The sequence below is a fragment of the Stappia sp. BW2 genome, from assembly GCF_008107695.1.
Classification (GTDB): domain Bacteria; phylum Pseudomonadota; class Alphaproteobacteria; order Rhizobiales; family Stappiaceae; genus Roseibium.
The window spans coordinates 25,488-42,023 of the sequence record NZ_VIRG01000053.1; the positions used below are offsets into that span (position 1 = coordinate 25,488).

The window sequence follows — 16,536 nt, forward strand, 5'->3', positions numbered from 1 at the left end:
GCCGGGAAGGTATTACAGGGTCCGGTTAGAACCGGGCGCTGTCGTAGTAGGCACGGGTATGAACCGTATCCTGCATCTTGTCGGAAGCCAGGTCGGGCTCAGCCGCTTCAGCGGTGGTTCCGGCGGTAACCGTGGTGACGGCAACCGGGGCGGAAATCGCCGCCAGCTTCAGGAAGTCCCGGCGGCCTGTCCCCTCTTTCGGGTGTGCCGTTTCGGGTTGTTTCATTGTCGCATTCCTCCTCTAGTCAGAGAGATGGCGCAGCCACCCCTTTCAGATGCAACCGTCAGTTCGAGATCATGTCGAAGCCTTGCGCCTCGATTTCCATGAACTGGCGCCCCAACGATCCGACGGCGCCGTAGAACACTGAGGTTCCGGACGCTTCCAGATCGGTAAAGAAGTGTATTGCCCACGGTTCGATGTGGGCGTTGAAGAAGCTTTTCTGCTCGCTGAGAGACGTCACCTTGCCGAATCGGCCGAGGATCATCCCGGCCATCATCTCCATCAGCGAAGCGATGTTGTCTTCCGGTTCGTGCTTGTCTTCAGCACGTTCGATCCCGCGCTCCGCCATATCCTGACGGAGCTTGGCCAGCGGCTTTTCATTGAGAAATCCGGTCAGATAATAGCTGGCGTAGGGCAGCAGTTCTCCGCGCCCGAGGCCGATGAAAAGGGCATTGAATTCACGTTCGGCGGTTTCCGGCGTCGTTACCGCGGCAATTCTGGAAAGCGCACCAAGGGCATTGCCAAGCGACGTGTCGCCACCCTGCAATCCGGCGATCTGCTCAAGCAGCTCCGCCCCGGCCGGGCGCGCGAGCACCAGTGCCAGAAAGTCGTATAATTCGGACCGGGCCTGATCTTCCGGTTCGATAATGAATTCCCTCGCCACAACGGCCATTCTAGCCTTTATCCTCCCACACGCACGCACGCGGTGCTTTTCTGGCGCAACATCTTCTTAGACTTTAGTATTAATCGAAGTCGAACCGCATTCGGCGCCGCTTCGGCGGGCGCTCTTCTTCGACTTCGATCAGTGCTGTTTCTTCGGCCACAATAGTTCCAATTTCACTAATTTGCACCGGCTCGTCTGTTTGCGTCAATCGAATAGATGTTTTTCCATTTTCGTCATCAGTACATTGCGTAGCGTCAAGTTCTTCTTGCTGCACTGCAGCAGAATCACTTTGTCCGCGAAGCATTTCACTGTTCTCGGCCGATGACGTTTCCGGCTTTTCTGACGTTGCGGTTTCAACAACCTGCTTCAAGAACCCCCGACCGACCTGATAGGCGGTCTTCACCACCTGACCGGCGGTTGCAGCATCGGTGTAATCGTCTTCGTAGTCATTCAGACCGTCGAGATTGGCAAGGACGGGATTCGACACCCAGAGACGGCGCAAGGCCCGCCGGCGCAGCCGCTCCGGCACGGTCTTGGCAAGAAAGCGGGTAAAATCGTCATCCTTCTCGAGACTGTCCGGATCCGGCAGTCCGAGTTCTTCCAGGATTTCCGCGTCGCTCTTTTCTTCCAGTTCGACGCGTTTCGCAGCTTCAAGCTCCGCATCGCGGCGCTCGATCTCCGCAGCTTCGGCTTCGCGCACCGCAGCCTTGCGCCTCGACCAGAAATCCCGTGGCTTGTCGTCGCCGGAACTCACTGCAAAGTATCCTTCTTGCGGGCACCCGGCGCCCGGTAAACATCGGCAAGCTGGCGGATGCGCGGATCCCCGACACCATCTTCCTCAAGGTCGATACGGTGCATGTCGCGCTGGCGCTTGTAGAAGATTTCCTCTTCGTGGTGCATATCCACAAATTCCCGGATCCAGGCAATAAGTCCCGGTGGCATCGGCACTTTTTCAACAACAACCTCGGCGGAGTCCGTGTAGTCCAGACCTTCGTGGGCCGACGCCGTCATATGAAGCACTTCAATGGGGATCGCCGGTTCCAGTTCCGGCGCGTCCCGCATGACAACATAGACCGAAGGCACCTTGTCGGACAAAGCGATCAGATAGGCTTCGGTCTGGGTGTGGTGCAGTTCCAGGCTCAAGGTCACGGCATGATACTCGATCACATCGCCGTCGGCCCGCAGCATTTTCCAGTCCGCAGGCGCCGCCCCCGGCAACAGGGATACGGGCAGCCAGGTCCATTTCTGCCAGCGTGTCACGCCAGGCCGCCTGCGCACCACCACGCCAACAGGCATGACGCGCGTTCTTTCCCTCGTCACGGACAAACCTACCTTCCCGTACACCGGTTCACTCCGGCGCTGTATTGAACTTCATCTAGATGCTGTAGCAAGCAACATAAATTTCAAGGCCCGCGGAAGTCGAACTTGACGCGCACGCTTCCGCCCCCTTGATATGTGGTTTGGAAATGTCTGACAAATCACTGAAGAATCGATTTCGGACAATCCGGGGAGAGGACGCGCACACAATGACGCAACCAAGGCTTCTGCTATGCGATTGCCTGAATACTCAGGTTATCGACGCCGGGCAGATTGAACAGGCCACAGGACTGTCCTGTTCAAAGATCCACACAGAACTTTGCCGCGGCGAAGCACCGCAGGCTGCCGAGGCGCTTCAGGCGGGAAATGTGATCGTCGCCTGCCAGCAGGAACGCCTGGCGTTCGAGGATCTGGCGGCCGACCTTGAAGTGGAAGAACCGCTTTTTGTCGATCTGCGCGACCGCGCCGGCTGGACCGCCGATAGTCGCAGCGCGTCTCCCAAGATGGCCGCTTTGATCGCCGAAGCGATCCTGCCCTCCCCCGGCGCGAAGGTTGTCGACGTCACCTCTGAAGGCACCTGCCTGATCCTTGGCGGCGCCGAAGCAGCGCTCGCCGCAGCGGATCATCTGTGCGAGCTCCTGAGCGTCACCGTGCTGCTGGACCCTGCCGACGAGCTTCCCCTTGCCGACGACCGGCGTTTCGACATCGTTCGCGGCCAGGTAACAACGGCAACGGGTGCGCTTGGCCAGTTCAAGGTCGGTTTCGATGCCTTGCAGGAACGCGTTCCCGGTGGACGGGGCGCCTTCAACTGGACCGATCCCAAGAGCGGCGCGCGCACGGGATGCGACATCATTCTGGATCTTCGCCGGGCGCAGCCGCTTTTTCCCGCCCCGGAAAAGCGCGAGGGCTATCTGCGGGTAGACCCGGGCAATGCCGCCGCCCTCACCAAGGTGTTGCTGGAAGCCTCGCAACTTGTCGGCACCTTCGAAAAACCTCTTTACGTCCGCCTGGACGAGCAGCTTTGCGCCCATTCCAGAGCCCGGAAAACCGGCTGCACGCGCTGTCTCGATCTCTGCCCCACTGGCGCCATCACCCCAAACGGCGACCATGTATCGGTCGATACGATGGTCTGCGCCGGGTGCGGAAGCTGTTCTGCAGTCTGCCCGTCCGGTGCCATCAGCTATGACGCGCCCCCGGTCAGCAACACCTTCCAGCGTTTGCAGACCCTTGCAACCACCTGGCGGAAACTGAGTTCCGACACGCCGCGCCTGCTCGTTCACGACGGCAACCACGGTGCGGAGCTGATCCGCCTCGGCGCAAGATACGGCAAGGGACTGCCAGCGGACGTCATTCCGATGGAGATGGAGGCTCTCGCCAGCTTCGGCCACGCGGAAAGTCTGGCAGCACTTGCCTGTGGGTTCAGCGATGTGACCCTGTTGCTGTCGCCCGCCACGGAAAAGGAAGGCATCCCCTTCCAGACCGAACTGGCCAACGCAATTGCCGGCAACGAACGCGTGTCGATGGTTTCACCCACCGATCCGGACGAACTGGAAGAGTTTCTCTACCGCGAACAGCAGCCGGTTGCCGCTGTGCAGCCGATCCTGCCGCTTGGCTCGCGCCGGCAAATCACACGCCTTGCGGCCAAGGCACTCAACGACCCGGGCAAGGTCATTCCGCTTCCCGCGGGTGCCCCCTACGGTGCGGTCGAACTGGATCACGACGCCTGCACGCTCTGTCTGTCCTGTGTGTCACTCTGTCCGTCCGGTGCGTTGAAGGAAAACCCCGACGCGCCGCAGTTGCGCTTTCAGGAAGACGCCTGTCTGCAATGCGGCATCTGCACGACAATCTGCCCGGAAAAAGCCCTGTCTCTGGACCCGCGGCTGGACCTTTCGGACGACGCGCTGCGGGCAAAGGTTCTGAAGGAAGAAGAGCCGTTCAACTGCATTGAATGCGGCAAGCCTTTCGGCGTCCGCTCGACCGTGATGAAGCTGACGGAAAAGCTCGCCGGCAAACATTCCATGTTCCAGAACAACAAGGCCATCCAGCTCATTCAGATGTGCGACGATTGCCGCGTGAATGCCGTCTATCATTCGGAAAACAACCCGTTTGCGTCAGCGGAGCGTCCGCGTGTACGCACATCGGACGACTACATCAGCAAACGGCGCGATCATTGAACCGGATGAGACGAGATCATTGGTATTGGATCGGCGCGCCGAGGTCTGCCGGGGGAATGCGGGAGACAAAAGCCAGGATCGCGTCGAGGTCCTCAAGCGTCATCTGCACCGGCACGATGGGCGATGGCCTGGTGATGTCGAAGGGCTCGGTGACACCGTCGATCACCGTGAAAGCCGGATGCGGGTTGAGTGCGAAAAACGCCTCGAACCGCATTTGCCAGTCGGAGAAGCTGCGCATCACCGCAAAGGAAGGCGACGAACCGATGGTCGACAGGCGCGTTGCTTCATTGACCATGTGGCATCGCCCGCAATGGAGCACGGCCAGTTGTTCGCCGCGAATGGCATCGCCGGAGAGCAGCACCGGGCCGGAATCATCTTCCTGCTTCAGCGCGGCGGTGAAAACCTGTTCGCCATTCTTTTCAAAGGCATCGACCGTTCGCCGGCCGATGTCGCCGGTCAGCCAGTCCCGAAAGCGGGCTGCATGTTCATTGGCCTCGTCAAGGGTGACAAGAGCCCAGGTCTTGCCCAACCCGGAGAATACCGCCCGCCCCGAAGTGTTCCCCGAAGAGCCGTCGGAAAGACGCAGATCGGAAGGCTCGGTATCATCGACGATTTTAATGCGGATACCGGTCTTGAGAGAAAAGCGCGGCAACAGATATTGGAGGAAGCCGGTTTCGGCGATGGCCTGCGGCACCCCCAGCCGGAAGGACCGCGACTGGGCCATCCCCGGCGCATGCAACAGCATGCCGGACAACAGGGCGACGGCGAGAATGATCAAGGCACGGCAGCCCACGCGCTTCCTCCCTCACGTTGCTGGCCACATGCGCTAGGGTAGGTTTCAATTCGGCGCGCAGTCAATGCGCACCGCATTCAACAGGAGAACAAGATGAGCGACGATTTCAACATGTCCATGCGCAAGTTCCTGAAGCAGGTCGGTGTGACCTCGCAGCAGGCAATTGAAAAAGCCGTACGCGAGGCTGGCCCGAGCGCTGGAAAAACCTTCGAGGTGAAAGCCGTGGTCACGATCGAGGAACTCGGTCTCGAACACGTGGTCACCGGTGAAATCGAAGGGCAGGACTAACGTGCCGCTGACGCGTGAAGCCGCCCTGTCGGTTCTGAAAACGATCAAGGACCCGGCCACCGGCGAGGACATTGCCGGTTCCGGCATGATGCGGGCACTTCAGGTGAACGGCGGTTCGGTTCGCTTCGTTCTGGAGATCGACCCGCGGCGCATGGCCGAGATGGAAGCTCTCAAGACCGAAGCGGAAACGAAGCTCGAAGCTCTGGAAGGCTGCGACAGCGTTCAGGTGATCCTGACCTCTCATTCAGACCAGCCTGCCGCCCAACCCGCAGCGCCCAAACCGAGCGAACCCCAACCGATCCGGGCAAAACCGGCGGCACCCGGCGCCACCGGTCCGCAGAAGGTGCCGGGCATCGACCGGGTGATCGCTGTTGCCTCGGGCAAGGGTGGCGTCGGCAAGTCGACCGTTGCGGCCAATCTTGCCTGCGCATTGGCCGCCGAAGGCCGCAAGGTGGGTCTGCTGGATGCCGATGTCTACGGACCATCGCAGCCAAAGATGCTGGGCATCTCCGGACGGCCGACCTCGCCGGACGGCCAGATGATCCTGCCGCTGCGCAACCACGGCGTCACCATGATGTCCATCGGCCTGATGACTTCGGGCGACGAGGCCGTCGCCTGGCGCGGGCCGATGCTGATGGGCGCGTTGCAGCAGATGATGACCCAGGTGCAATGGGGCGCACTCGATGTGCTGATCGTCGACCTGCCGCCCGGCACCGGCGATGTCCAGATGACGCTCTGCCAGAAATTCGCCGTCGATGGCGCGATCATCGTTTCGACACCGCAGGACGTTGCCCTAATCGATGCGCGCAAAGGCATCAGCATGTTCAACCAGATGCAGGTTCCGCTCATCGGCATGATCGAGAACATGTCGACCCACATCTGCTCCAACTGTGGCCACGAGGAACATGTCTTCGGCCACGGAGGCGTTGCCGAGGAAGCGGAAAAGCTCGGCGTTCCCCTGTTGGCCGAGGTCCCTCTGCATCTCAACATTCGCCTGGCCGGCGATGGCGGCACGCCGATTTCGATCAAGACACCCGAAGCCCCGGAAGCCTCCGTGTTCCGCCTGCTCGCCCGGACCCTGATTGCGGAGGGCAACGCATGAGCGAGGTGCAGTTTCCGCCGCTGTTTCAGGGAGAAGCCCTGACTGGCCAGGCCGACCCCTTCGAGCGCGCCCTGGCGCTTGCCATCACTGGCACGGACCCCGGCACGGTTGTCTATAACCTTGGCGGGGAAGGTCTGCGGGCCGCGCTGATCTTCGCGCCGGAAGTCTCGCTGGAACAGGCCATGGCTGTCCTGCCGGTCTGCGGTCTGGGGTTTCAGGCAGCCCTCGGCACGCTTGCGCCGCCGGAGGTGGCCGTCCACCTGGAATGGGATGGGCGGATCCGCGTCAATGGCGCGGTTTGCGGACGCATGCGCATCCGGGCCTCCACAGAGGATCCGCAGGCCACACCGGACTGGCTGATCCTTGGCCTGGAGCTCAACATGACCAGCCGGAAATCAAGTCCCGGCAAGGATCCGGACCGCACGTGGCTGTCCGAAGAAGGCTGCGGCGAGATCACCGCCGACCAGCTTCTGGAGTGCTGGGTGCGCCACAGCCTCTACTGGCTCAACCGCTGGCTTGACGACGGCCCGCGCCCCGTCCATGCCGAGTGGCGCGGCCTTGTTTGGGCCATGGGCGAAACTGTGGAAGTCGAAGGAACCGCCGGCACGTTCGTCGGCGTCGACGAAAATTTTGGTATGCTGCTGCGAACGGATAAGGACACGGTCCTGATCCCGCTTTCCAGCCGTCTTGAGGAATAATCGGATGAAACTCGCCCGCGCCATTCACCTGGATGACAGCGACCGCAACGTCTTCTTTTCGCCGGCCCGCACCGGCGAATGGTGCCTGTCCGGCGGTTTCGAGTTTTCCGACTGGACGGAAGCCGACCTGACTGGCAAGGCCCGCCAGGCCTTCGCCAACGGCTGGCTGGGGCTGGAGACGTTCGGCCGGGCAACCTTCGTCGCCGTCACACCCATCGGGGAAACCGAATTTACGGCCCTGACCGAGCGCCTCGCACAGCATTTCGTCGACATCTACGGCGCTCCGTCCGTGGAGGCCGCGCTCGGTGTGGCCCATCAGGAGCTGGCCTATATGGCGGAACTCTGTGAAGAGCACCCGGAAAACACGCTGATTGCCGTTCAGCGGGAGCTGACCGAAGACGGCGTACGTGAATCTTTCCGGACAATCGCCGCTCCTGAAGCGAAGCTGGACATGGTCGCCGTCCATGGCGACATCGAATAGCTCCTGGTCTTCTGGCCGGATGCCGTTCCGACGCCCGGCACCTGCCAGCCCCGAAGACAGGGATGATTAACCAGAAAGTTTCAATAATCCCGATTGCACGTCATAATATTGATCTCTCCGGTGCGTTGCGCGCATCATGCAGCCGCTTGTTTTGATTTCAGATTCTTCCCAAGGATGATTGCCCATGTCCCGGCACACACTCTCCCGCCGCCTGTTTCTCGGAACTGCGACCGCTGCCCTGACGGCCCTGCCGCTGCGCGGTTTTGCGCAGGAGCTTTCCCCCGCCCAGACACCTGGTGTTGAAGCCCCGCCCGAGCAGATTGCAAAAGCCATCGCCGAGCTTGACGCAATCGTGGCCGACGTGATGGAGCGCAGCAAGCTTCCGGGGCTGGCCATTGCCGCCGTCCATCGTGGGCAAACCGTCTATTCCAAGGGCTTCGGCGTGCGCCGCCTTGGCGGATCAGACCCCATCTCGCCGGACACGGTGTTTCAGCTTGCGTCCCTGTCAAAACCGGTGGGGTCGACCGTTGTCGCGCGCCAGGTCAGCAAGGGCGTTGTCGCCTGGAACAGCCGGATGCGCGATCTGTTGCCCTGGTTCGAATTGTCCGATCCCGACCGCACCGAAAAGCTGACCATTGGCGACCTCTACAGCCATCGTTCCGGCCTGCCCGACCATGCCGGTGACGATCTGGAAGACCTCGGCTTCGGTCGCAAGGAAATTCTGGAACGCTTGAGACTGCTGCCGCTGGCACCGTTCCGCATTTCCTACGCCTATACCAACTTCGGCCTGACCGCCGCCGCCGAGGCCGTTGCAGAAGCCTCCGGCACAGATTGGAGCAGTCTCTCGGAAGAAGCGCTCTACCGGCCACTCGGCATGACCTCGACCAGCTCCCGCTTCGCCGACTACATGGCGGCCGACGACCGCGCCATCCCTCACAGCCGCGACGGTGACGGCTTTGCCCCGCTGTTCCAGCGCGACCCGGACGAGCAGTCACCTGCCGGCGGGGTCAGCTCAACTGTGAACGATCTGACCATCTGGCTGAAGATGCTACTGGCAAATGGCGAACATGCCGGTACCCAGCTCATCGCACCGGAAGCGCTTCTGCCGGCCCTCAGCCCGCAAAGCTTTTCGGACCGTCCCCAGAGCCCCGATGCAAGATCCGGTTTTTACGGTTACGGCTTCAATGTCGGTACAGACCCGTCCGGCCGTGTCCGGATCGGCCATTCCGGTGCATTCCTACTGGGTGCGGGCACCTGCTTTGCGATGATCCCCTCGCTCGACCTCGGCATTGTCGTTCTCACCAACGCAGCCCCAGTCGGGGCCGCCGAAGCCATCGCCGCCTCCTTCACCGATCTGGCACAGCTCGGTTACATCACCCGGGACTGGTACGCTGGATATTCGAGCAGGTTCGAAGGCTTCTACACCAAGCTCGGCAGGACCGTGGGCCAGGAACGTCCGGCGGATGCAGCCCCGACGCCTTCGCAAGACCGTCTCACCGGCACCTATTCCAACCCGTATTTTGGCGAGGTCGAGGTCAAGGCCGAGGGCGAAAACGTGGTGCTGACGGTAGGACCGAAACAGATGCAGTTTCCACTGCAGCCCTGGAATGGGCCGGTAATGGTGTTCGATGTCACCACCGAAAACGCGCCGGCAGGGTCCCGCTCGACGGTCGTCTTCAACGATATTTCGAATGGCCCGGCCGAATCCATCGAGATCGAGCTCTTCAGCGAAACGGGGCCCGCGCTCTTCGAAAGGATCTGACGTCACATCAGGGCGGCGGGTTTCACAGAAGAAACGTGCCGGTCAGTCGCAAGGCCGCATAGCCACCAACGGAAACGCCGGTCACCTCGCCGTCTGCCGTGCTCAGGACCGTCCTGACGATGCTCGGACGGCCCATCTCGACACCCTGCTCGGTCAACAGAACCGCTTGCCCGCCAACGCCGGGCAGGAGTTTCCCGGCCCGGACCAATTCGCAGGCCAGCGCGCCATTGGTGGTGCCGCTGGCCGCCTCCTCCGGATCGCCGACACCATGGCACAGGTCCCGCAGACGAACCTTCGCCTTGCCCACCCTGAGCCCCGTTCGGCACCAGACGCCCATCGTGTCGATGGACCGCGCCTGGCTGAAACGGCGCAAACCGTCATCATCCGGACGAAGCGCCACCAGAGCGCCGGTGTCAGCCAGTTCGATGAAAACATGCCGAAGGGCCGTCGAGGACGCCGCAACGCTGATCACTCCGGAGGGATCGATCCCGAGCAATGGCGCGATCTCGTCTGCGCTCGCCTCGTTCAATCCGAACTTCGGCAAAGGCTGCTGCATGGTGACGGCCCCGTCCGAGGCTATTTCGACGTTGATCTCACCCGCAGGTGTTTGCTGAACGTAGCTGCCGGGCCCGATCCGTCCGTCCTCCAGCATCGCCGCAAAAATAGCCACGGTAACGTGGCCACACATGGCCATTTCCGACCGGGCCGAATGAAACCGGACCTCGATCCTCTTTTCGGATGTCTGCCGGACAAAGCCGGTGGTCGGCGCGCCGAGATCCGCCGCGATCCGCTGGCGGGCGTCCGGCCATAGTGGCGTATCCTCGAAGACGACACCGCCGATGTTGCCACCCCGTTCGTCGGCTGCAAAAGCGGCATAAAGGCGGACGGGTAACTTATCCATTTCGGATTTCTCACGCTGCGGGGGCTGGAACGAAACCGCATCCGACCATGCGAGAGAAGGTGGGGCAACACTGACGGCATGTTATCCAAAGATAGGAAACCGCCAGTGCGAGACGTCAATTATTCATCACGAAATCGTCACGCGGGGGCCCCGCCATTTTATTTCCATGTGATCGCATTCAGAACCAAGTATCTGCCAGCAGAAAAGCCAATTTCAGGAAAGTGATCGCGTCATGAATACGATTTCCAGCCAACGTCAATACGCTGGCGTTCTGCCGGCCTTGAACTTCCATACGCTCGGTCTGATGTTCATCGCAGGTTTCTTTGCAACCAATGCCTTTGATCTCTGGGGCCAGATGATCAGCCCGGCCCTTGGGTTTGCGACCCTTTCACCGCACGGCCTTGCCAAGAGCCTGCTTGGTAGCCTGGGTTTGCCGAAGGGCGATTTCGCCGGATACTTCGTCCATTTCTATGTCGTCGGCCTGATCGGCTATCCGATTGGCTGGATGTTTATTTTCGCGCCGTTGTGGCAACGCGTTTTTGGCACCACCCACTGGCTTCTGCCGTCCGCAATTTATGGCTTTGGCCTGTGGGTCTTCGCCATCGGCGGCATCACGTCGGTTGCCGGACTGCCCTTCTTCCTGAACTTCACCGGCATCGCCTGGGTCGCCCTTGTTGGCCATGTCCTTTACGGCATCGTGCTGGTGGCTGTGCTGAAGCTGATCGAACGCAGCCAGGGCGCCTGACCCCGACAAAAGAGACGAACCCGCGGTCTCTCTCGCCCGAATGTGCGGGAGACTGCGGGTTACTTCGGCAACAACTCAATTGAGAACGCCGCTAAGCTGTCAGTTTCCAGGCTTCAGATCAGTCCGGAACGCCCCGACAATCAGGCCAGCCATCTGATCGTGAAGGTCCGCACGAGGTCGGCCACCGCCATCGGTGCACAAAGTGTCCGTTTCGCCTACTGATTTCATGAAGGCAAGCGCATCGGCCTTGCACACCGGCAGAAAGCTGAAATGGACGGCATCCGCGATGTGATCCAGTTCGGCGTCCGGGGCAGCCTCAGCCAGATGTGCGGAGCGCACACCCACGTCGATCTTCCCGGCGACACCCAGGTTGAGAAAATGCAGTGGGATGTCGATACCGGCGAAACTCTGCTCGTTGAAAGCATCTGCAACCGATGGATCGACAGCGACAACCGATGTGATCCTGGCATCCCTTCGGTCTTGTTCGAACAAGGTCTTGTCGATCGTCCGCAGATCTAACGGCTCGACCTTGATTTCCTCGCCGTCGCGAAACGCCCTCCCGCCCTTGAACCAATAGCAATCCGGCATTTGAGGGTTGGTGTCGCAATAGTCGGCATAAGCCTCCAGACTGGCCGTTGCACCTGCGCTTTCCAGAACGGCGGCTCCGCCAAGGGAGAATCCCAACAGGCCGATTTTCCCCGGATCGATTGACGTCGACCAGTCCGGATCGGCAAGCAGCTTGTCGAGCACCCTTGCAAGATCATCCGTCCGCTGCCAGAGCTTCGGCGTGTCTTCCGGCGTGGAATCGCCGCTGGTGGTGCCTGGATGGTTGGGACCGGCGACAATGAAGCCGTCGCCGGCAAGTTCGCTTGCGATCCAGGCCATCTTTTCGACCGACGCTCCCGACCCATGCGACAGCAGGATCAGCGGAAAGGAGCCGCCCACCTTGACGGCATCTTGCAGGGCAGGTGTTCCTTCGAAGATCCTGTCATCGCCTATGAGCACCTGCTCGCCGCCCGATTGGGCCGGATACCAGACCAGGACGGTGAGATCCTCGCCCCTGGCTTTCGAAGTTACCGTGATCTTTTGAACACCCACCGGCTCTTGAGCCTTGGCAGGCGCGGTGACGGCCAACGTGAGAACCAGAGGCAGGAGAAGAGATTGTATTTTCATGACGTGGCTTTCAGTCAGTGGAGCAATGACTGAATTCTTGCTAAGGCCTTCATCGAAAGCGTCCTCTTTCGCGATTCAGTCACTCCGGATCGTGATCAAGGTCCCCGCTGTCGCCCCACTGAGGTGCCTTGCCCGTGCTGTTCGTTCCCCTGCCTTTCGTCAACGCCTTGCTGCTGGTGCTGGTCTTCGTGTTCCTGAAGAAAAGCAATGGTGCAGCCGCCACGCGCGCCTTCCTGATGCTGATTGCCTTGTGCTGCCTGCAATCCATCGTTCTGGGCCTGCGCTGGGGGTACAACGTCGAAGCGCTGCGCTTCGTGCAGCCGCTGCTCGCCGCTCTGCTTCCGCCGCTTGCCTATGAAAGTTTTCGTGGTCTTGTCGACCGGGCCGCGCCCGGACCGCTTCGCCTGGCAGCGGCGCCGCTGGCAGCACTCGTCACGCTCGGGCTGATGCTTGCGGCGCCTCTCTTGCTGGACGGGGCGCTGATAGTGCTGTTCCTGGCCTATGCCGTGGCCCTGGCAGGGATCGCGTGGCGCGGACCGGACGGCCTCGGCCTTGCCCGGCTGGACGAAGCCGCCGCGGCCCACCGCGCCCTGTGGCTGGCTGCCTTCTGCCTGTGCCTGTCCGCCGGCTTCGATCTGGTCATCCTGCTCGATTTTGAACGCTCGGGCGGCAGCCATGCAGCGCTTCTGGTCAGCAACGCCAATATCGTCAGCCTTCTGCTGATCGGGCTTGCCGCCCGAACGGCAGGCCAGGCCCAGACGGAGACTAACAACGAGCCGGAACCCGCGGTCCAGACCGCCACATCCGAAGACGCTGAAATCGTCGCGCGGGTCGACGCCCTGATGACCGCGCAGCACCTTCACCGCGACGACACACTCAACCTCTCAAGACTTGCCCGCCGTGCCGGTCTGCCCGCCCGCCAGGTCTCACAGGCCATCAACCGGGTTCGCGGCATGAATGTCTCGCGTTATGTGAATAATTTCAGGGTCAAGGATGTCTGCACCGTGCTGCAGCAGGAAGACGTGACCGTCACCGAGGCCATGTACCGCGCGGGATTTTCGACCAAATCGAACTTCAACCGCGAATTCCTGCGCGTGACCGGAATGACCCCGGATCAGTGGCGGAAGGCGGAAGGCCGCCACAGCGAGCAGAAAAGCCAATAAGCGCACCAAGCGTCAGCAGGATGCCCCCGGCATTGACCTCCCGGACGCAGCGAAGCGAAGATCCGGGAGGACGAAAGAAGGGCTAAAAAAACAAAAAGGCGCACCGGATACCGGTGCGCCTTCGACTTCAATATGTCCTGCTTCAGACAGTGCCCTGCTGAGCCTTGTCGAAAATTTCCAGCGCACCGTCCTTGGTCAGCGGAACCGGGTTGCCGCCTGCGGTCGGGTCGACAATTGCCATCTCCGCAATCAGGTCGCGTTTGCTGTCATCGACGTTAAGACCCGACAGCGTGTGCGGCACGCCGAGGTCTTCACGCAGTTTCAGGATCGCGTCGAGCACACCTTGATACCCACCCGAGATGCCAAGGAAACCGCCAAGACGTTCGAATTTCTGTTCGATGGCCGGTTTGTTGAACTGCAGCACATAGGGCATGAACACCGCGTTGGTCATGCCGTGGTGGGTGTCGTACAGCGCGCCGACAGGGTGGGAGAGCGAATGGATGGCCCCAAGACCCTTCTGGAAGGCAACAGCCCCCATGGCAGCGGCGCTCATCAGATGACCGCGAGCCTCAAGATCAGCCCCATCGGCCGCAACCTTCGGCAGGTTCTCGAACACCAGCCGCATGCCTTCCAGCGCAATGCCTTCGGACATCGGGTGATACATCGGTGCGGAATAGGCTTCCAGGCAATGTGCCAGGGCATCCATGCCGGTGCCGACGGTGATGAAACGCGGCATGCCGACCGTCAGCTCTGGATCGCAGATAACGATGGCCGGCAGCATTTTCGGGTGGAAAATGACCTTCTTTGTGTGGGTCGCCTCATTGGTGACGACACCCGCACGGCCGACTTCCGAGCCGGTTCCTGCGGTGGTCGGCACGGCCACGATGGGTGCGATGCCGTCCGGATCGGCGCGTTTCCACCAGTCGCCGATGTCCTCGAAATCCCAGATCGGCCGGCTCTGGCCGGACATGAAGGCAATCAGCTTGCCGGCATCAAGCCCCGAGCCGCCACCAAACGCGATGACACCATCATGGCCACCGGCCTTGTAAGCCGCGACACCGGCCTCGATGTTGCTGTCGACCGGGTTCGGCTTGACGTCGGAAAAGACCGCGGCCTGAAGGCCATCGGCTTTCAGGCTCTCGATTGCGGCAGCGACCATCGGCAGGCCGGCAAGGCCCGGGTCGGTCACCAGCAGCGGATTGGACATGCCAGCGGATTTGACCGCTCTGGGCAGTTCCTTGATGCGGCCGGCACCGAAACGAACGGAGGTCGGATAGGACCAGTTGACGGAAGGAAGTGAGCTCATGGGTGTCTCATGGGTTTATGTTGGTAATCATGGTCGGGCTGCCCCGACCTGTTTCCGCGTATGTCGCCAAGTGCTTCAACAGCCGCCCTCTTTTCCCTTGGACGGAGACATCCCCTACAAGGAAGAAGAGGAGAGCAAGACCAGCGGCCCGATTGCCTTCCAGGCGTAAGCCCGGTCTTGCCCGATCGTTTGTCAGTTGCGCCTCAATGTTCCAGACGGAAGTGGAACGACTTTGGCTGGGTCAGGTTGTGGAAGCCGATTTCGGAAAGGGCAGCGCCCTTGCCGGTGTCCTTGACGCCGGTCCACACAAGGGCCGGGTCGAGATAGTCGCAGCGGTTCATGAACACGGTGCCGGTCTCGATCCTGTCGCCGATTTCGCCGGCAGCCTGAGCGTCTTCGGTCCAGATGGAAGCCGTGAGGCCATAAGGGCTGTCGTTCATGAATTGCAGCGCTTCCTCGTCGTCCTTCACCTTCATGATGCCGACGACCGGGCCGAAGCTTTCCTCGCGCATCACCGACATCTGGTGGTTGACGTCCGTCAGCACCTGTGGCGCCAGATAGGGCGTTCCTTCCTTGTCGGCTTCGAACTTGGAGGTGTCGATATGCGCCTTCGCGCCCTTGCGCAGGGCTTCATCCGTCTGCTCGCGGATCCAGGCAGCAAATCGTGCCTGGGCCATCGGGCCAAGGGTGGTCGCCTCGTCCAGCGGATTGCCCAGCTTGTACTGGCTGGTCAGATCCACGAAGCCTTCAACGAAGCGGTCGTAGAGGCTTTCATGCACATAGACGCGTTCGATGCCGCAGCAGCACTGGCCGGCATTGTAGAAAGCGCCGTCGACCAGATTCTCGACCGCATAGTTCAGATCGGCATCGGCCCGCACATAAGCCGGATCCTTGCCACCCAGCTCCAGGCCGAGCGTTGCGAAAGTGCCGGCCAGGGCCTTTTCGATGGCACGCCCGCCGCCAACAGAGCCGGTGAAATTGACATGGTCGATAAGACCGGAGCCAAGCAGTTTTTCCGTTCCCTGGTGGGTCAGAACGATGTTCTGGAAGACACCCTTCGGCAGACCGGCGATCTCGAAAGCCTTGGCCAGGCGTTCACCGACCAGAAGCGTCTGCGCGGCATGTTTCAGAACGATCACATTGCCCGCCATCAGTGCCGGCATGATCGTGTTGATGGCCGTCATGAACGGATAGTTCCAGGGCGCGATCACCATGACGATGCCAAGCGGCGCGCGGCGCAGGTACCGCTTGAAGCCCGGCTTGTCGGTGCGCTCCACATCAGCCAGCGCTTCGGCCGCGATGTTCGCGCAATATTCGGTGCGCTCGATGGTGCCGCCAAGTTCGCCGCCGAAGCGGATCGGCCGACCCATCTGCCAGGCCAGTTCCGGCACCACTTCGTCGTTCATCGCCTTCAGCGCTTCCAGCGCCTTGAGGCAATAGGCGACCCGTTCGGCAACCGGCAGGGCAGCCCAGCCCGGTTGCGCGGTCCGCGCCGCGGAAACAACCCGATCAACCGCGGCATCGTCGAGCGCCGGGCGTTCGGCATAGACCGAACCGTCGATTGGGGAAATCAGCTTGATGATATCTGACATTTTGAACCTCTCAGAACCGCCTCTACGGACGGCTTGTTGAAAGTGGTTGGCTCTGTTTATTCCTGAAGTGCTTTCATCCGATCCCTCATCCTGAGGAAGAGCTTCAGCGCTGTCTCGAAGGATGGGCCGCACACTCTTTGAATAAGTGGCCCATCCT

At 61.2% G+C, this 16,536-nt stretch carries 17 protein-coding genes; 8 read left to right on the plus strand and 9 right to left on the minus strand.

Translation table 11 applies throughout. From position 1 onward, the window contains the following. Positions 1-25: 25 nt before the first annotated feature. The 4 genes from FMN63_RS04450 to FMN63_RS04465 all read right to left on the minus strand — a co-directional run bounded on the left by FMN63_RS04450 (position 26) and on the right by FMN63_RS04465 (position 2,180). Entirely contained in the window at positions 26-226 is a 201-nt protein-coding gene (locus tag FMN63_RS04450; protein ID WP_148582753.1) for a twin-arginine translocation pathway signal protein, read from the minus strand. Positions 227-284: 58 nt separating this feature from the next. Continuing rightward, positions 285-893, minus strand: a complete 609-nt coding sequence (locus FMN63_RS04455; RefSeq protein ID WP_148582754.1) for a TorD/DmsD family molecular chaperone — start codon at positions 891-893, stop codon at positions 285-287. A gap of 70 nt (positions 894-963) precedes the next feature. Continuing rightward, positions 964-1,638 (minus strand): DUF3306 domain-containing protein, encoded by a 675-nt coding sequence (locus FMN63_RS04460; protein WP_148582755.1) that lies wholly within the window; start codon positions 1,636-1,638, stop codon positions 964-966. After that, complete coding sequence (locus FMN63_RS04465; protein WP_148583090.1) at positions 1,635-2,180, minus strand: DUF3305 domain-containing protein; 546 nt, start codon at positions 2,178-2,180, stop codon at positions 1,635-1,637. The genes FMN63_RS04460 and FMN63_RS04465 overlap by 4 nt, the downstream gene beginning before the upstream one ends. A gap of 230 nt (positions 2,181-2,410) precedes the next feature. Here FMN63_RS04465 and FMN63_RS04470 point away from each other — a divergent pair, with 230 nt between their 5' ends. Beyond that, entirely contained in the window at positions 2,411-4,375 is a 1,965-nt protein-coding gene (locus tag FMN63_RS04470) for a 4Fe-4S binding protein (RefSeq protein WP_148582756.1), read from the plus strand. A gap of 16 nt (positions 4,376-4,391) precedes the next feature. Here FMN63_RS04470 and FMN63_RS04475 read toward each other — a convergent pair whose 3' ends face one another. Next, positions 4,392-5,168, minus strand: a complete 777-nt coding sequence (locus FMN63_RS04475; protein WP_209000935.1) for a hypothetical protein — start codon at positions 5,166-5,168, stop codon at positions 4,392-4,394. A 93-nt stretch (positions 5,169-5,261) separates the two neighbouring features. On the opposite strand from FMN63_RS04475, the gene FMN63_RS04480 reads away from it, so the two are divergent. The 5 genes from FMN63_RS04480 (at position 5,262) to FMN63_RS04500 (ending at position 9,499) form a co-directional block, all read left to right on the plus strand. Beyond that, positions 5,262-5,456 (plus strand): DUF6494 family protein, encoded by a 195-nt coding sequence (locus FMN63_RS04480; protein WP_148582757.1) that lies wholly within the window; start codon positions 5,262-5,264, stop codon positions 5,454-5,456. A 1-nt stretch (position 5,457) separates the two neighbouring features. Further along, complete coding sequence (locus FMN63_RS04485) at positions 5,458-6,558, plus strand: Mrp/NBP35 family ATP-binding protein (RefSeq protein ID WP_148582758.1); 1,101 nt, start codon at positions 5,458-5,460, stop codon at positions 6,556-6,558. Continuing rightward, positions 6,555-7,256: a biotin/lipoate--protein ligase family protein gene (locus tag FMN63_RS04490; RefSeq protein ID WP_148582759.1), complete on the plus strand. Its 702-nt coding sequence runs from the start codon at positions 6,555-6,557 to the stop codon at positions 7,254-7,256. Before FMN63_RS04485 ends, FMN63_RS04490 begins: the two co-directional genes overlap by 4 nt. A gap of 4 nt (positions 7,257-7,260) precedes the next feature. Then, entirely contained in the window at positions 7,261-7,737 is a 477-nt protein-coding gene (locus FMN63_RS04495) for a DUF6505 family protein (RefSeq protein ID WP_148582760.1), read from the plus strand. 184 nt (positions 7,738-7,921) lie between these two features. After that, a complete protein-coding gene (locus FMN63_RS04500) occupies positions 7,922-9,499 on the plus strand; it encodes a serine hydrolase domain-containing protein (protein WP_148582761.1) in 1,578 nt (525 codons plus the stop codon). A 22-nt stretch (positions 9,500-9,521) separates the two neighbouring features. On the opposite strand, the gene FMN63_RS04505 is transcribed toward FMN63_RS04500, so the two are convergent. Further along, positions 9,522-10,400: a PhzF family phenazine biosynthesis protein gene (locus FMN63_RS04505; RefSeq protein ID WP_148582762.1), complete on the minus strand. Its 879-nt coding sequence runs from the start codon at positions 10,398-10,400 to the stop codon at positions 9,522-9,524. Between the two features lie 232 nt (positions 10,401-10,632). On the opposite strand from FMN63_RS04505, the gene FMN63_RS04510 reads away from it, so the two are divergent. Next, complete coding sequence (locus tag FMN63_RS04510; RefSeq protein ID WP_148582763.1) at positions 10,633-11,145, plus strand: hypothetical protein; 513 nt, start codon at positions 10,633-10,635, stop codon at positions 11,143-11,145. 99 nt (positions 11,146-11,244) lie between these two features. On the opposite strand, the gene FMN63_RS04515 is transcribed toward FMN63_RS04510, so the two are convergent. Next, positions 11,245-12,318 (minus strand): alpha/beta hydrolase family protein, encoded by a 1,074-nt coding sequence (locus FMN63_RS04515; protein ID WP_148582764.1) that lies wholly within the window; start codon positions 12,316-12,318, stop codon positions 11,245-11,247. A 134-nt stretch (positions 12,319-12,452) separates the two neighbouring features. On the opposite strand from FMN63_RS04515, the gene FMN63_RS04520 reads away from it, so the two are divergent. Further along, complete coding sequence (locus FMN63_RS04520) at positions 12,453-13,481, plus strand: helix-turn-helix domain-containing protein (protein WP_209000936.1); 1,029 nt, start codon at positions 12,453-12,455, stop codon at positions 13,479-13,481. A 142-nt stretch (positions 13,482-13,623) separates the two neighbouring features. Here FMN63_RS04520 and FMN63_RS04525 read toward each other — a convergent pair whose 3' ends face one another. Both FMN63_RS04525 and FMN63_RS04530 read right to left on the minus strand, forming a co-directional pair. Continuing rightward, entirely contained in the window at positions 13,624-14,787 is a 1,164-nt protein-coding gene (locus FMN63_RS04525; RefSeq protein ID WP_148582766.1) for an iron-containing alcohol dehydrogenase, read from the minus strand. 203 nt (positions 14,788-14,990) lie between these two features. Continuing rightward, complete coding sequence (locus FMN63_RS04530) at positions 14,991-16,379, minus strand: aldehyde dehydrogenase family protein (protein ID WP_148582767.1); 1,389 nt, start codon at positions 16,377-16,379, stop codon at positions 14,991-14,993. Positions 16,380-16,536: the final 157 nt, after the last annotated feature.

Excerpts from the sequence above, each read along its gene's own strand:
- FMN63_RS04450 (WP_148582753.1), bottom strand. The coding sequence starts at position 226 with ATGAAACAACCCGAAACGGCACACCCGAAAGAGGGGACAGGCCGCCGG.
- FMN63_RS04455 (WP_148582754.1), bottom strand. The coding sequence starts at position 893 with ATGGCCGTTGTGGCGAGGGAATTCATTATCGAACCGGAAGATCAGGCC.
- FMN63_RS04465 (WP_148583090.1), bottom strand. The coding sequence starts at position 2,180 with ATGCCTGTTGGCGTGGTGGTGCGCAGGCGGCCTGGCGTGACACGCTGG.
- FMN63_RS04470 (WP_148582756.1), top strand. The coding sequence starts at position 2,411 with ATGACGCAACCAAGGCTTCTGCTATGCGATTGCCTGAATACTCAGGTT.
- FMN63_RS04480 (WP_148582757.1), top strand. The coding sequence starts at position 5,262 with ATGAGCGACGATTTCAACATGTCCATGCGCAAGTTCCTGAAGCAGGTC.
- FMN63_RS04490 (WP_148582759.1), top strand. The coding sequence starts at position 6,555 with ATGAGCGAGGTGCAGTTTCCGCCGCTGTTTCAGGGAGAAGCCCTGACT.
- FMN63_RS04495 (WP_148582760.1), top strand. The coding sequence starts at position 7,261 with ATGAAACTCGCCCGCGCCATTCACCTGGATGACAGCGACCGCAACGTC.
- FMN63_RS04500 (WP_148582761.1), top strand. The coding sequence starts at position 7,922 with ATGTCCCGGCACACACTCTCCCGCCGCCTGTTTCTCGGAACTGCGACC.
- FMN63_RS04505 (WP_148582762.1), bottom strand. The coding sequence starts at position 10,400 with ATGGATAAGTTACCCGTCCGCCTTTATGCCGCTTTTGCAGCCGACGAA.
- FMN63_RS04510 (WP_148582763.1), top strand. The coding sequence starts at position 10,633 with ATGAATACGATTTCCAGCCAACGTCAATACGCTGGCGTTCTGCCGGCC.
- FMN63_RS04515 (WP_148582764.1), bottom strand. The coding sequence starts at position 12,318 with ATGAAAATACAATCTCTTCTCCTGCCTCTGGTTCTCACGTTGGCCGTC.
- FMN63_RS04525 (WP_148582766.1), bottom strand. The coding sequence starts at position 14,787 with ATGAGCTCACTTCCTTCCGTCAACTGGTCCTATCCGACCTCCGTTCGT.
- FMN63_RS04530 (WP_148582767.1), bottom strand. The coding sequence starts at position 16,379 with ATGTCAGATATCATCAAGCTGATTTCCCCAATCGACGGTTCGGTCTAT.